Source organism: Psychromonas sp. SR45-3 (assembly GCF_014163575.1).
GTDB classification, from domain to species: Bacteria; Pseudomonadota; Gammaproteobacteria; order Enterobacterales; family Psychromonadaceae; genus Psychromonas; species Psychromonas arctica.
The window spans coordinates 44,870-58,831 of record NZ_JACJDP010000004.1; the positions used below are offsets into that span (position 1 = coordinate 44,870).

Genomic DNA, 13,962 nt, shown 5'->3' on the forward strand with positions numbered 1-13,962 from the left:
CCTTATTCTCCTTGCTCGTTGGCATCGTTTGCCGCGGAGGTTACCGCTGCGAGTGTTGTTCCGTGTGCGAGCGCTATCGCATTTAATACTGCGGCTGCTTTACTGCGTGTTTCATCGGCCTCTAATTGCGGCACTGAATCGTAAACAACACCGGCACCTGCTTGTGCTTGTGCAATACCATCTTTTACAAAGGCAGAACGGATCACGATACAACTATCCATATCACCGTTACCATTAACATAACCGACTGCTCCGCCATAACTTCCACGACGTTTTTTCTCTACTTTTCGCACCAGATTAGAGGCACTAATTTTTGGTGCGCCTACTAGGGTACCCATATTCATGCAAGCTTGGTAAGCATGTAAAGCATCTAAATCTTTTCGTAATTTTCCAATAACACGTGACACTAAATGCATCACATGGCTGTAACGATCGACCTGTAAGAGTTCCGCTACATGGCGTGTCCCAGGTTCACTGATACGTGCAACATCATTACGCGCTAAGTCGACCAACATTAAATGCTCAGAAGTTTCTTTTTTATCTAAGCGAAGCTCTAATTCTAAGCGGCCATCTAGGTCTTTATTGATACTACCGTCGGGGTTAAATCCGCGTCGGCGTGTACCAGCAATAGGATAGATTTCGACATCTTGAGAGCTTTGAGTGAACTTAATTGCACTCTCTGGTGAAGCACCGAATAGAATAAAGTCGCTGTCTTTTAAATAAAACATATACGGGCTTGGATTCGTTTCTTTTAGTTTTTGATACGCTGAAATAGGATCTGGACAAGGTAGTGAAAAGCTACGAGAAGGCACTACCTGAAAAATATCGCCTTTAACAATGTTGGTTTTTAATTGTTCAACAATTGCGCAATATTGGGCATCGGAAACATCGACGCTCACTTTTGCATCAATGGTTATTTGTTGATTGATTGGCGCAATAAAGTTATCGCAAAATCCTTGTAATTGAGCAATACGTTTGTTTATTCGCAACTTACTTTCGTCTGAATATAAGCCACCAAAAATACTGCCTAAAATTTCACCCTGTTTGCTTTGATGATCGTGGATCATTAATGTTTCGGCGACATAGAATACATAGTCAGGGGTCGTGTTTTCGCTGTCTTCAACTTCCAACAATTGTTCAAACGTTGCAATAAAATCATAAGCAAAAACCCCACCTAAAAATAACGCCTCAGAATGTGAAGACTGTTTTTTGATGCGGTCAATTAAGCAGCGAATGGCATCCATTGGCGAGGCTGATTTTAAACGTTGATCTTCATCACCGCTGGTATCTGATTGTGGAAAAGTGAGTTGTAATTGGCTAGGACTTTGTGCGCTGATCAATTGTGTTGAGAATTTAGGAGTGATGAAAGTCAGTAAATCTTTGCCATTATCAGTTAGTGTGTCAAGTGTCACGACTAAACCTTGGCAGGTAATCTTCAAACAGGCATCAACCAGTATCAGACTTTTCAAATGCGCTTTACTTTCTATTTCAGCAGAGTCGAACAATAAATGGTTATCGCTATTAGCGCTGATTTGTTGAAATAATCCTAATGAATCTTGAATGTAACTACAGGGTGCTTCAATGGTTTTTAATACGCCGATTGGGTGTTGAGTATTCATGTTTAAATCCTTAATAATGAGTGAGCAAATATTGAAATAGTTGTTATTTAATTTGCCATCGCCAATTAAGGACTGTGTTTAAAATTGTCATTGAATTTACCTGTTTTACTTTTGTTGGTTCCAAATATGAAAAAAGCCCGCAATATGCGAGCTTTAGAATTGGTTTTGCTGGGAAAATTAAATATACAAAAACCTCATTGCTCGCTTATGAGAATGAGTGCCACCAAGAATCTTTAAGAGTAATTGTAGAAAAAATCATATATTATGCGTCCCGTAATAATTAGAAGCTATTTTTTTGCATTCTGCTTTTAATGTCAAGGTGTTTTTAGGATATTCATGTTAATTGATCTTCACTCTCATACGAAAGCTTCAGATGGACAGCTCACCCCTAGTGAATTAGTACAGCGTGCTGAAAATAGGCAAGTTCACTTTTTAGCCATTACTGATCACGATACAGTAGATGGCTTGGTTGAAGCAAGCCAATACATTAAAGATAATAATTTAAAGTTGCAATTGATCAATGGTATTGAAGTGACAACTAATTGGTTGAATCATGAAATACATGTTGTGGGTGTCAATATTGACCCTGAACATCCTGAATTAATTAAATTAATTGAAATACAAAAAGAAAAGCGCGAACAGCGTGCCATGGAAATGGGCCGTCGTTTAGCGAAAGCTAATATAGAAAATGTGTATGAAGGAGCAAAAGCCTTGGCCGGTGATGGTGCTATCACTCGCGCACATTTTGCTCGTTATTTAGTTGAGATTGGCGTAGCACCAACTTTTCCTAAAGTATTCGATAAATATTTAAGCCGCGGTAATACCGGTTATGTCCCCCATGATTGGGTTGATTTAGCGCATGCAATTGAGATAATTCAAGCATCAGGGGGACAAGCAATACTTGCCCATCCTGATGCTTATAGCCTATCGAATAAATGGTTAAGAAAATTATTGATTACATTTAAAGCGGCTGGAGGTGATGCAATGGAAGTGGCTATCGGCCAGCAATCACCACAAATGCGATTGCAATTAGGATTGTGGAGCAAAGAGTACGATTTATTAGCTTCTCAAGGCAGTGACTTTCACTTTGTTGGGCGTTGGCGTGATTTAGGAAAAAGTTTATTTTTACCTGAAATTTGTCAGCCAATTTGGCATAATTGGACGGCTTGTCAGAGTGTTGAATAAAAGGCATTTTTTGTGCCATTTTTAGCGTAATATGAACAATATTGAGATACAAGAGTAGTAGAGACTTATGAGTCAGTTTTTTTATGTACATCCTGAAAATCCCCAAAAACGATTGATGAAACAGGCTGCTGAAATAATAGAGCAAGGTGGGGTGGTTATTTATCCTACCGACTCTGGTTATGCGTTAGGTTGTAGCATTGATAATAAACGCGCCCTAGAGCGTATTTGTCATATTAGAAAAATAGATAAAAAGCATAACTTTACCTTAGTGTGTAAAGATTTAGCTGAGATTGCCATTTATGCACGTGTTGATAATGCGGCTTATCGTATGCTTAAAAGTAATACACCGGGTCCTTACACGTTTATTTTTAAATCTACCAAGGATTTACCTAAACGTTTAATGAATCCAAGCAAGCGTACTATTGGTATTCGCATTCCAGATAATGCTATCGCACTAGCGTTACTGGAGGAGTTGAGTACTCCATTGATGACAACCAGTCTGATTCTACCCGGTAAAACCAGTACTGAATTTGACCCGGAAGATATTCGCGATCATTTAGAACAACAGGTTGATTTGATTATTAATGGCGGTTACTTAGGTGAATCACCCACTACTGTGATTGATTTGTCCGATGATGACGTTACTATTGTCAGAGAAGGCGCTGGAGATTTAACGCCGTTTATTTAAATCTGTTTATTTTGGCTCTTTTGTTTGATTAAAGAAGCAAGTTGTGAATACGTTAATATGGATAATAAGTATTAATGTTTTTACATTAAGAATGTAAAGAAAACCCGCTTGCAGTGTGTTGCTGTTGGCTTTTAATGAAGATATTAATGGTTAGCGATTGAAGCTTAATAGAAGTGTAAATAGCTAACATTATTTATTGGCATAATGTGAATTACCCAAAGGAAAAGAACATGAGTGAAAAATTACAAAAAGTATTAGCCCGCGCAGGATTAGGTTCTCGTCGTAAAATGGAAACGGTTATTGCAGAAGGCCGCGTTAGCCTTGATGGAAAAATTGTTGAGCTAGGCGAACGTGTTACACAAGAGCAAGTGATCCGTGTAGACGGACATGTTGTTAAATACCAAGCGGCAGAAAGTGTTGTTTGTCGTATTCTAGCGTATAACAAACCCGAAGGTGAAGTGTGTACGCGTAGCGATGAAGAAGGCCGTAAAACTGTTTTTGATCGCCTACCACAGTTGAAAGGCGCTCGTTGGATTTCTATCGGACGTTTGGATATTAATACATCAGGTTTATTACTGTTTACCACAGATGGTGAATTTGCTAATAAAATGATGCACCCGAGCCAACAAATTGAACGTGAATATGCAGTACGTGTATTTGGTGATGTAACGGAAGCGATTTTAAACCGCTTACGTACTGGGGTTCAACTTGAAGACGGTGAAGCAAAATTCTTAGATATTAAAGAACATGGCGGTGAAGGTATTAACCGTTGGTTCCACGTTGTATTAACCGAAGGTCGTACACGCGAAGTGCGTCGTTTATGGGAAAGTCAAGGTTTGCAAGTTAGTCGTTTAATGCGTGTTCGTTACGGTAATATTATCCTAAACAATCAATTACCACAGGGTGGTTGGCAGGAGCTTTCTCTGAAAGAAGTGAACTACTTACGTAAATTAGTAAATCTACCACGTGAAACAGAAACGAAAGTTCGTGTTGACACCAATAAAGTCACTAATCCACAAGCAAGAATTCGTCGTGCCGTGAAGAAACATAATCAGCACCGTAAAGCCGGTGAACGCCGTCGAGTGACGCGTACAAGAAGCTAATTCATTAATATATAACACTATTATGGTGCGTGTTTTATCTATAAAATGATGATAAAGTAGATTTAGGTCAAGTAAATGTATTCATTAAGTGAGGGATTATGATTAAAAAATGTTTATTTCCAGCAGCAGGATATGGCACACGTTTTTTACCTGCTACTAAGTCAATGCCAAAAGAGATGATGCCACTGGTTAATAAGCCTTTAATTGAATTTGGGGTTGATGAAGCAATTGAAGCGGGTATGACGGGCATGGGGATTGTGGTTGGCCGCGGTAAACACTCTATCTCAGACCATTTTGATCATAATTATGAATTAGAGAAAGAAATTAGTGGTACACCAAAAGAAGAAAAGTTAAAAGATATTCGTAAAATTATGGATACCGCGACTTTTTCTTTTATTCGCCAGCGCCAAATGAAAGGCTTAGGTCATGCCATTTTAGTGGGGCAAGAGCTGATCGGTGATCAACCGTTTGCCGTCGTACTAGCTGATGACTTATGCATCAACCAAGAAGGTGATGGTGTATTAAAGCAAATGGCAGCTTTATATGAACAGTTCCGTTGTTCAATCGTTGCGGTTGAAGAAGTGCCTGAAGATCAAATCCATAAATATGGTGTGATCAAAGGTTCGGTGATTAGAGACGATATTTATCGTGTTGATGACATGGTTGAAAAACCAGCGCCAGGCACTGCACCAAGTAACCTTGCGATTATCGGACGTTATATTTTAACGCCAGATATCTTTGAAATATTGAAAAATACTAAACCTGGTAAAGGCGGTGAAATTCAAATCACCGATGCTTTATTAGCACAAGCTAAGTCTGGTTGTGTATTAGCTTATAAATTCAAAGGTAAACGTTTTGACTGTGGTAGTGTACCCGGCTATATAGAAGCAACAAATTTCGTATATGAAAACATATACAAAGAATAAACGTTAAATTAACTTATTTAGTCATTATGCATAATGCCGTTCATCAACCTGAACGGCATTTTTTTGCTTTTTAAAAATAAAAATAGAAAGCAATTAACCACGAAGGCACGAAGGGTGGAGAAGGTTAGGTCAAAATGCCATCATTAATTTTAGTCTACAAGTTTTAAACCCCTCGTTTTTTAATTTTTTCTTGGTGTTCTCTGTGCAGGCAGCGGCTTCGTAGTTGCTTTTTTTAAAGTCAAAAGCTATTTAACCACGAAGGCTCGAAGGGAGAAGAAGCGGGAAGGAAACCTTAAAAAATACGAGAACAAATACCTTTTAATATTTTCTGCTTGTTCTTTTCTCCGTGCCCTCTGTGCAGGCAGCGGCTTCGTGGTTGCTTTTGTTTTAAAGTCAAAAGCTATTTAACCACGAAGGCACGAAGGGAGAAGAAGGGAGCCTTAAAACATACGAGAACAAATACCTTTCAATATTTTCTGCTTGTTCTTTTCTTGGTGCCCTCTCTGCGCAGCGGCTTAGTGGTTGCTTTATGTTTTTAAAATCAAAGGCAAAAAGCAATTAACCACGAAGACACGAAGAGGGCAGAAGGTTAAGCCAAAACCAGCATCATTTTTTGCTTCTATTGCTTGGGCGCGGCTTATTTTTCTCAACGTCTACTTTATTAAGTGCGATGAACATTCTACTAAATACATTGACGTATAAAGCCTTGATATTGTTGAAGACTCGCTGTTGCTTGTTCTACATTACTGTCAGTTAAGATCATCACGATTGCTGTTTTACAGTGATGGCCTGATTCGGTTAGCGCCATTTCGGCGATCTCTCTGCTGCAGTCTGTCGCTTCCATTATTATCTTTTTTTGACGCTCAATCAGTTTGGCATTGGTTGCTTGTACATCCACCATTAAATTACCAAATACTTTACCACTTTTAATCATGGCTCCTGTGGTGAGCATATTAAGCACCATTTTTTGTGCTGTACCAGCCTTCATTCTTGAGGAACCAGTGACTACCTCAGGTCCGACAATGACATCTAAAGCAATATCAGCAATTTCAGCCATTTTACTGCCTTCGTTACAACATAAACTGATCACCTTACAACCTTGTTGTTTAGCATATTGCATTGCACCGAGTACATAGGGGGTGCGCCCGCTTGCTGCAATACCAACAACAATATCGCTATCTTGTAAATTGATGGTCTGTAAATCTTGTTGTCCTGCCAGAATATTATCCTCTGCATTTTCAACCGCTTTTAAAATCGCGGGTTTACCTCCTGCGATTAAACCTACCACTTGTTCAGCGGGGCTACCAAAAGTTGGTGGGCATTCACTAGCATCTAAAATACCTAAGCGGCCAGAAGTGCCTGCCCCGCAATAAAGTAAACGACCTCCTGCAGCAAAAGCTGATTGAATTGTATCTACTGCTCGTGCAATAGCTGGTAAAATATTGGCCACTGCAAGTGCGACTTTTTGATCCTCTTTGTTAATAATGGTGAGCATCTCTAAGCTCGATAAAGTATCGATATTAGTACTGGCTTGATTACGACTTTCGGTAGTAAAGTGTTGTAAAGATAAACTCATAATAGGGATTTCACTATAATTGATTGTCACATTAGGTGCGTAAGTTGTTATAATAACAGCTCACTGAAATGAGTTGAATTGATATCATGACCAAGCCCTCGAAGAGACCTTTAACGCAACATAAAATAAATACAGCTCAAACAGAGCAAATAGATAGCTCTGAAAATAATGTGCCTAGTAAAAAAAATAAAAATGTTGAATTATTATTTAACCTATTAACCTTGCTGTTAGGTTGTTTTATCATTTTACTTTTTCTAAGTTTAGCAAAAGCGATCACTACTTACTTTCAAATTACTTTTCCGGCCTCTATCCTGGGTATGTTGCTATTATTTTTAGCGTTGTCTTTAGGCTTAGTTAAATTAAGTTGGATAGAGTTTACTGGTAATCTGGTGCTTAAATATTTGGCTTTATTATTTATTCCGATTGGCGTTGGCTTGGTCAACTATTTTGAATTAATTGCAACACATTGGTTGGTCATTGTTTTTTCATTGTTTTTCACAACATTACTTACATTGTTGATGGTTGGTCATTGTTATCAATGGTTAGTCAAGGAGGGGAAATAATGTTTATTTATATTGCAGCTCCGCTGACATTGTTTTTTTTCTTAGCTTTTAAAAAGTTGTATCAACTAAAACCAACTGCGTTATTAAACCCTGTGCTTGTCACCATATTTTCTCTGATTGCCACGTTATTGATATTTGAGATTCCTTTTGCTGAATATAAGCAGGGGACTTCTATTATTACCGCGTTATTAGAGCCTGCTATTGTTGCGCTTGCTGTGCCATTATATTTGCAACTTAAATTGATCAAAGCTCGCCTTAAGTTTATTTTGATAAGTTGTTTATTAGCTGTTTTTGTTGCGTTTTTCTGTGCATTTTACATTATGCCACTATTGGGAGCTGATTTAGTTACTGCTGCTTCTTTAGCTGGACAATCCGTTACCACGCCTATTGCCATGGAAATTAGTGCGCATCTTAACGGTATTGTTTCTTTGACTGCTGCGATGGTGATCTTTGCGGGCATTATTGGAGCCAGTATAGGCCTTCCATTCTTAAAGCTGTGCAAAATTAAACATCCACAGGCGATTGGTGTTGCAATCGGTTGTGCATCGCATGCTATTGGTACTTCTAAAGCCTTAGAGGAAGGTGAGGAAGTCGGTGCATTTTCTTCCATTGCATTGATTGTTTGTGCGATCCTTTCTGCCTTGATCATGCCGGTTTTATATCATTGGTTAATTGAATAATTTTACTACACCAACTACACCAACTATGCCAATTTCAGCAACTTCGTTAAGTATGTGCTCAAATATTGGGTAGAAAATATCAATCAACTTAAGCCTGAAATTGCCTCAAAAACTGTTATCTTTGTAAAATTTATAACGTAGAAGTGATGCATTCTAAGCCGCAAGATTGCTCTGCTATTTAGTGGGATTGGTATTAATGAATCTTGTATTCCTTTGCTAATTACGATTTGATCTTATACTGGTGTTATATCGCTCCTTGATAAAAGGTGCGATTAGCAGCTAAATCTGAGCTATTTTGTATTACTCTTAATTATTTCTACTGCCTTTCTTTTCTACAAAACCCATTAAAAATTGACCTAATCGATAAAATGTTACGTTAATAAGTCTATTTTCTAGAAAATAAACTGCATTATGGTAGCTTATTTGTCTTACTTTTAGGTGTTCAATAAGAATTAGCCACGTATTAGTGGTTTAAATAAGCAATATTTAATACCTAATAAGTCCTTTATCTATCAATAATTAGGAGTTGAATGACATGGAAAGGCTTAAAAATAAAATTACCCAAGCTGTTTTATTAAGTGTTGGCTTAACGTTGGCAAGTACTTCATGTTTAATTAAGAAAAGAATTAGTTTGTAATTATTTCTAATAATAAAAAACCGAAGCAAGCTTCGGTTTTTTGATAGATGGCAGAGGCATTAATGATTGCCACTACTAAAGTTATTAATTAACTATTTACTTAATCAGCAGCGTAACCAAATTGCTCTAGTTGTTTACCATCTAAATAAGCAAATTGACCTTGCATTTTTAAACGATCACCAACAAACCAAGCAGCAGCAAGTGCATATATTTGATGCTCTTGGGTTAATACGCGATCCGCTAAGTCCTGCGCAGTATCTTCAGCAAAAACAGGTACTTTTGCCTGTAATACTGTTGGACCACTGTCTAACTCTGGAGTCACAAAGTGTACCGTTGCTCCATGCGCTTCATCTCCAGCATCAATAGCACGTTGATGTGTATTGACACCAGGATATTTTGGTAACAGAGAAGGATGAATATTGAGCATCTTGCCTTGATATTGGTTAACAAAATCAGGCGTTAAAATACGCATAAATCCAGCTAACAAAATCAGATCAGGTTGTAACTGCTCCAATTCCGCGGCCAGTAGTGCATCGTATTGCTCGCGCGATGCAACACCTTTACTAGCCACTAAGATAGCTGGAATGTTCGCTTCTCGAGCTCGCTCTAAACCATAGGCATCTGCTTTATTGCTGATTACTGCAACAATTTCAACCTGCTGGTTATTTATTTGCTGTTTATGCAACTTATCCATGAGCGCTTGTAAATTACTACCGCTACCAGAAATAAGTACCACTATTTTTTTGCTGCTCATACTCTTATTTAATCTCTACTTGAGATTCACCTTCAGCTGCATCTTCGATATGACCTAATACCCAAGCGTTTTCACCTTGCGCATTTAAGATCTCAACCGCTTTTTCTTTTTCAGCGTCAGGAACAACAATCATGAGACCAACACCACAGTTGAATGTGCGGTACATTTCTTCTGTTTCAACGTTACCATTTTCTTGTAACCAGTTGAAGATAGCAGGCCATTCCCAGCTCTTACCATCAACAACAGCTTTACTACCAGCAGGTAATACACGTGGGATATTTTCCCAAAAACCGCCACCAGTAATATGCGATATAGCATGAACAGGGCAGTTTTTGATTAGCTCTAAAGTTGATTTAACGTAAATTTTAGTGGGTGTTAATAGCGTATCACCTAACGTTGAATCGCCAAAAGGTGCACTGGTGTCGGCTTTTGATACTTCTAAAATTTTACGTACTAATGAATAACCATTTGAGTGAGGACCACTTGACGCTACTGCAATAAGTGCGTCTCCAGCTGCAACTTTAGTTCCGTCAATCACTTCTGACTTTTCAACTACACCTACACAGAAGCCAGCGATATCGTAGTCATCGCCTTCATACATACCTGGCATTTCAGCAGTTTCACCACCGATTAATGAACAGTTTGATTGTAAACAACCTTCACCGATACCTGTTACCACGTCCGCTGCTACATCAACATCTAGCTTGCCTGTTGCATAGTAGTCTAAGAAAAATAGTGGCTCAGCACCTTGAACGATTAAGTCATTTACACACATTGCAACAAGGTCAATACCGACAGTGTCATGTTTTTTAAGATCAATTGCTAAACGCAATTTAGTGCCCACACCATCAGTACCTGCAACTAATAATGGCTCTTTATAACCCGTTGGTAGTTGACATAAAGCGCCAAAACCACCTAGTCCGCCCATTACTTCAGGACGTTTAGTGCGTTTTGCTACACCTTTAATACGTTCAACTAATGCTGTGCCTGCGTCAATATCGACACCAGCGTCTTTATAGCTTAAAGAGTTTTTTTGGTTGCTCACTTGTATTCCCCACAAAATAGAAGTTAAAAGCGATATTCGCTTTAGAAAGTTAAGGTAAAAAATTGTCGGCATTTTAACATCTATATGACACGGGTCGAATTATTTTTGAAAAGAATTGTCTATTTTGATGAAAGTTAGGCGGAAGTGCCCCTAAATTAAGGAAATATTGTTTAATATTTCTTCCTTTTTACATATTTACTACCGGATACTTGCATTAGTAGAAGATCTGCTTATGATCCGTTGCATAGTAATAAATGAAATGGTTGTATAAGTAGATGAAAATGAATGTCTTGGTACGTTTCTGCGCAATAATAAGTATGCTTTTCTCAATGCATAGTATGGCGTTATCCGAAATAAGCCCATACCAAGGTGTCGTCCCAGCACAAGGTGCAACGGAAACACAATTAAGCGAACAAGCACTTAAGCAAGTATTAATAAAAGTGTCAGGTAATGTAAACATTAATAAACTTGATGATAGTAAATTACTTGCGAAGCACTTAGATGATTTATTGGCCCAATTTGGCTATCAAGAGTTAAATAAAAAACGCTTTTACTATGCTCTGTTTGATAAGCGAAAAATTAATAGTGCACTGATTGCAATGCAACAACCTATCTGGGGAGATACTCGTCCCAAACCATTAATTTGGTTAGTAGATGAAAATAAGCGTTTAACTTCTGAAGACATGATAAAGAGCCAGCAAGATGAAGCATTGGTTAGCGGGCTTCAACAGACTCAATTGGAACGTGGGATTGATACACAATTTCCATTAATCGATTTAGATGATGCATTAGCTGTTTCTGCCTCTGATATTAGCGGTCGCTTTTACCAAACAGTAGCGGATGCTTCTCTGCGTTATGACGCAGAGTATTTTGTAGTTGCTAATTTGAATAAGGTGAACAATCAACAATGGCAACTAAGTTGGGAGTTAGTACAACACCTTACTAAAAATAACAATAATCAAGTCGTGATTAAGCAAACTAATAGCGGTGATAAAGCCGCTGTTATGCAAGCGATGCTTAATCAAATTGCAGATTATTATGCGCAACGATTTGCTATTTTAGAAAATAAAGGCCAGAAATCAACACAGGTTTTAAGTATTAATAATATTCATTCATTAGCGCATTTAATGCGTTTAAACGCACTGCTTGAAGAGTTAAATGCAGTCGATACGTTTGAAATTGTTAATATTAGTGAACAGCAAGTACAAATATCAGTGACATTAAAAGGCGGCTTAAGCAGTTTAAAAAACGCCTTAAATGCACATTCACAGTTAGAGAGTAATGGTTCGACTGTTTCTCCATTTCACTATAATTGGCAACCGTAGAGTACTTAATGCCTCAAGATGAATTAAGATTTCAATACCCTTTATTAGCGTTAAAGTTTCCTGACGATGAAACCTTTGCAAGCTTTTATCCAGGACAAAATGCTGAGCTGTTGACGCTCCTTAAGAATAATGTGGTAGGTATCGGTGAGCCGATACTCTATATGTGGGGAGAATCCGGTAGTGGACGCTCTCATTTGTTGCATGCATTATGTTCTGAAGTCGATGAACGTGGTGATAGTGTCGCTTATATCCCATTACATCATCATCGCAGTATGACCTTAGATATTTTTGAAAACATGGAAAATATCACCTTGGTTTGTATTGATAATGTGGATGCGATTGCAGGTAATAAGGAATGGGAAAAAGCTTTATTCGATTTTTATAATCGCTGGTTGGACAATAAAGATAACCGCACTCCCGGGGCTAATTTAGTGATTGCTGCCAGTGATTTACCGAAACAAATTGGTATTGAATTGATCGATTTAGTTTCTCGCTTAGAGTGGGGCGCTTGTCATCATTTGCAGTCACTTAATGATGAGGAAAAGCTAGGGGCTTTGCAATTACGAGCACAGTTAAAAGGCATGCGTTTACCTATCGATGTCGGACGTTTTTTGTTAAATCGACTTTCTCGTGAAATGTGTATGTTACTGAATACCTTAGATCAGTTGGATAATGCTTCCCTAGAAGCAAAACGAAAGCTGACCATTCCCTTTGTTAAAGAAGTGTTGCGCTTATAAGTGAATGCTTAAAAATGATTGTCTTTTTTGTAAGCTCACTCATATAGATGAGTTTATTTTGATATAAATTAATGAAAATTAGTATAGAAAGGATTATAACTGTCTGAATTCAGTTCATAACTCGAAGTCATTTTCACTGATTGATTTCTCTGGTATGAATTTCTCATATTATATTGCAAGGAAACATAAACATGAAAAAATTCATTGTGTTGGTCTGTGGTGTGTTGATGACAGCTGGTACTTTTGCCACTGATACTGAAACTGATAGCTCAATAATAGTCATAGATAAAAAGACCGAAAAAGTAGTACGCAAAAATACTGAAAAGTTAAAAAACTTTAAAGGTAACTTTTCTACTGAAACGGACAAAGCGGGTAATAAAGTAGAGAATAGCTCAGAAAAATTGATAAAGTTTAAAGGTGACAAAGTTAAAGGTAACAAGGTTAAAGCTGCCTCCGCTGAACAAGTCTCTGCTAAAAATGAATTACTCTTCGATAAAATGGACTCTGATGCTGATGGTATGATTTCAAAGGCTGAGTATATGCATTTTAAAGCGCAGCAATTAACCATTCAAAACGCTAAAAAGAGCCAGTAGTTGAATTAAGTCTTGAAATCAAGAGTTGAAATTAAAGTGTGAGTCGAAAAAGCCATTATTAATCTGTAATAATGGCTTTTTTAACCGCCGCCCAAATGTATTAGCAAAGTGCTAGTATATGGTAAGGAAAGGAGTAAAAAATAGGTTATTTTTTAGTTTTCTTTTTACGAATACTTAACCCTAACTCTTGTCCTTTATATTTAGCAAAATAGATATTCCCTGCCAAAAATAAACTCGCTAATACCAACTCAACTACCGCTAGCCATCGTTCTTGTTCATCGCTCATTATAATGACACATGCATGCATGATATAAATTAGGGCAATGAATCCACTCCAAGCATAAGTATAAGGATTACCTTGAACGATCCCTTTTAAAGGAAACAGCAATGGAATCAACCAGATCAGCATTACTAACCAAGGATTAATATCTAGTGCGGGAGGGGATAGATAAAGATGCCAAGTTGGAACCAAAATCAATAACCCAAAATACCCACATTGTGCAAGACGTTGAAAATGTATGGTGCTCATCT

Annotated in this window: 14 protein-coding genes; 9 read left to right on the forward strand and 5 right to left on the reverse strand. The window is 37.8% G+C overall.

The annotated features are described in order from the left end of the window. Positions 1-2 precede the first annotated feature (2 nt). Positions 3-1,619 (reverse strand): anthranilate synthase component 1, encoded by a 1,617-nt coding sequence (locus tag H5084_RS03730; protein WP_182689579.1) that lies wholly within the window; start codon positions 1,617-1,619, stop codon positions 3-5. Between the two features lie 336 nt (positions 1,620-1,955). On the opposite strand from H5084_RS03730, the gene rnm reads away from it, so the two are divergent. From rnm to galU, 4 genes are all read left to right on the forward strand, one after another. After that, positions 1,956-2,804 (forward strand): RNase RNM, encoded by an 849-nt coding sequence (gene rnm, locus H5084_RS03735; RefSeq protein ID WP_182689580.1) that lies wholly within the window; start codon positions 1,956-1,958, stop codon positions 2,802-2,804. A gap of 67 nt (positions 2,805-2,871) precedes the next feature. Continuing rightward, positions 2,872-3,492 (forward strand): L-threonylcarbamoyladenylate synthase, encoded by a 621-nt coding sequence (locus H5084_RS03740; protein WP_028869973.1) that lies wholly within the window; start codon positions 2,872-2,874, stop codon positions 3,490-3,492. Positions 3,493-3,722: 230 nt separating this feature from the next. Then, the gene (gene rluB / locus H5084_RS03745; protein ID WP_028869974.1) at positions 3,723-4,595 is read left to right on the forward strand and encodes a 23S rRNA pseudouridine(2605) synthase RluB; all 873 of its coding nucleotides are present in this window, start codon (positions 3,723-3,725) and stop codon (positions 4,593-4,595) included. A gap of 98 nt (positions 4,596-4,693) precedes the next feature. After that, the gene (gene galU, locus H5084_RS03750; protein ID WP_037072129.1) at positions 4,694-5,521 is read left to right on the forward strand and encodes a UTP--glucose-1-phosphate uridylyltransferase GalU; all 828 of its coding nucleotides are present in this window, start codon (positions 4,694-4,696) and stop codon (positions 5,519-5,521) included. A 682-nt stretch (positions 5,522-6,203) separates the two neighbouring features. On the opposite strand, the gene murQ is transcribed toward galU, so the two are convergent. Then, a complete protein-coding gene (gene murQ / locus H5084_RS03755) occupies positions 6,204-7,097 on the reverse strand; it encodes an N-acetylmuramic acid 6-phosphate etherase (protein ID WP_182689581.1) in 894 nt (297 codons plus the stop codon). Between the two features lie 86 nt (positions 7,098-7,183). Between murQ and H5084_RS03760 the strand changes: the two genes are divergently transcribed. Both H5084_RS03760 and H5084_RS03765 read left to right on the forward strand, forming a co-directional pair. Then, positions 7,184-7,660: a CidA/LrgA family protein gene (locus H5084_RS03760; RefSeq protein ID WP_182689582.1), complete on the forward strand. Its 477-nt coding sequence runs from the start codon at positions 7,184-7,186 to the stop codon at positions 7,658-7,660. Next, positions 7,660-8,340: an LrgB family protein gene (locus H5084_RS03765; RefSeq protein ID WP_182689583.1), complete on the forward strand. Its 681-nt coding sequence runs from the start codon at positions 7,660-7,662 to the stop codon at positions 8,338-8,340. The genes H5084_RS03760 and H5084_RS03765 overlap by 1 nt, the downstream gene beginning before the upstream one ends. A 737-nt stretch (positions 8,341-9,077) precedes the next feature. Here the strand turns inward: H5084_RS03765 and purN are convergent. Together purN and purM are read right to left on the reverse strand one after the other, a co-directional pair. Then, a complete protein-coding gene (purN, locus tag H5084_RS03770) occupies positions 9,078-9,731 on the reverse strand; it encodes a phosphoribosylglycinamide formyltransferase (RefSeq protein ID WP_182689584.1) in 654 nt (217 codons plus the stop codon). 4 nt (positions 9,732-9,735) lie between these two features. Next, complete coding sequence (gene purM, locus H5084_RS03775) at positions 9,736-10,776, reverse strand: phosphoribosylformylglycinamidine cyclo-ligase (protein ID WP_166372778.1); 1,041 nt, start codon at positions 10,774-10,776, stop codon at positions 9,736-9,738. 275 nt (positions 10,777-11,051) lie between these two features. On the opposite strand from purM, the gene H5084_RS03780 reads away from it, so the two are divergent. The 3 genes from H5084_RS03780 (at position 11,052) to H5084_RS03790 (ending at position 13,431) form a co-directional block, all read left to right on the forward strand. Further along, positions 11,052-12,101 (forward strand): DUF2066 domain-containing protein, encoded by a 1,050-nt coding sequence (locus tag H5084_RS03780; RefSeq protein WP_182689585.1) that lies wholly within the window; start codon positions 11,052-11,054, stop codon positions 12,099-12,101. Between the two features lie 8 nt (positions 12,102-12,109). Continuing rightward, positions 12,110-12,838, forward strand: coding sequence for a DnaA inactivator Hda (gene hda / locus H5084_RS03785; RefSeq protein ID WP_182689586.1), 729 nt, complete (start codon positions 12,110-12,112; stop codon positions 12,836-12,838). Positions 12,839-13,029: 191 nt separating this feature from the next. Then, positions 13,030-13,431 (forward strand): hypothetical protein, encoded by a 402-nt coding sequence (locus tag H5084_RS03790; RefSeq protein WP_182689587.1) that lies wholly within the window; start codon positions 13,030-13,032, stop codon positions 13,429-13,431. Between the two features lie 145 nt (positions 13,432-13,576). Here H5084_RS03790 and H5084_RS03795 read toward each other — a convergent pair whose 3' ends face one another. Beyond that, the gene (locus H5084_RS03795) at positions 13,577-13,960 is read right to left on the reverse strand and encodes a DUF2069 domain-containing protein (RefSeq protein WP_182689588.1); all 384 of its coding nucleotides are present in this window, start codon (positions 13,958-13,960) and stop codon (positions 13,577-13,579) included. Between the last annotated feature and the right edge of the window lie 2 nt (positions 13,961-13,962).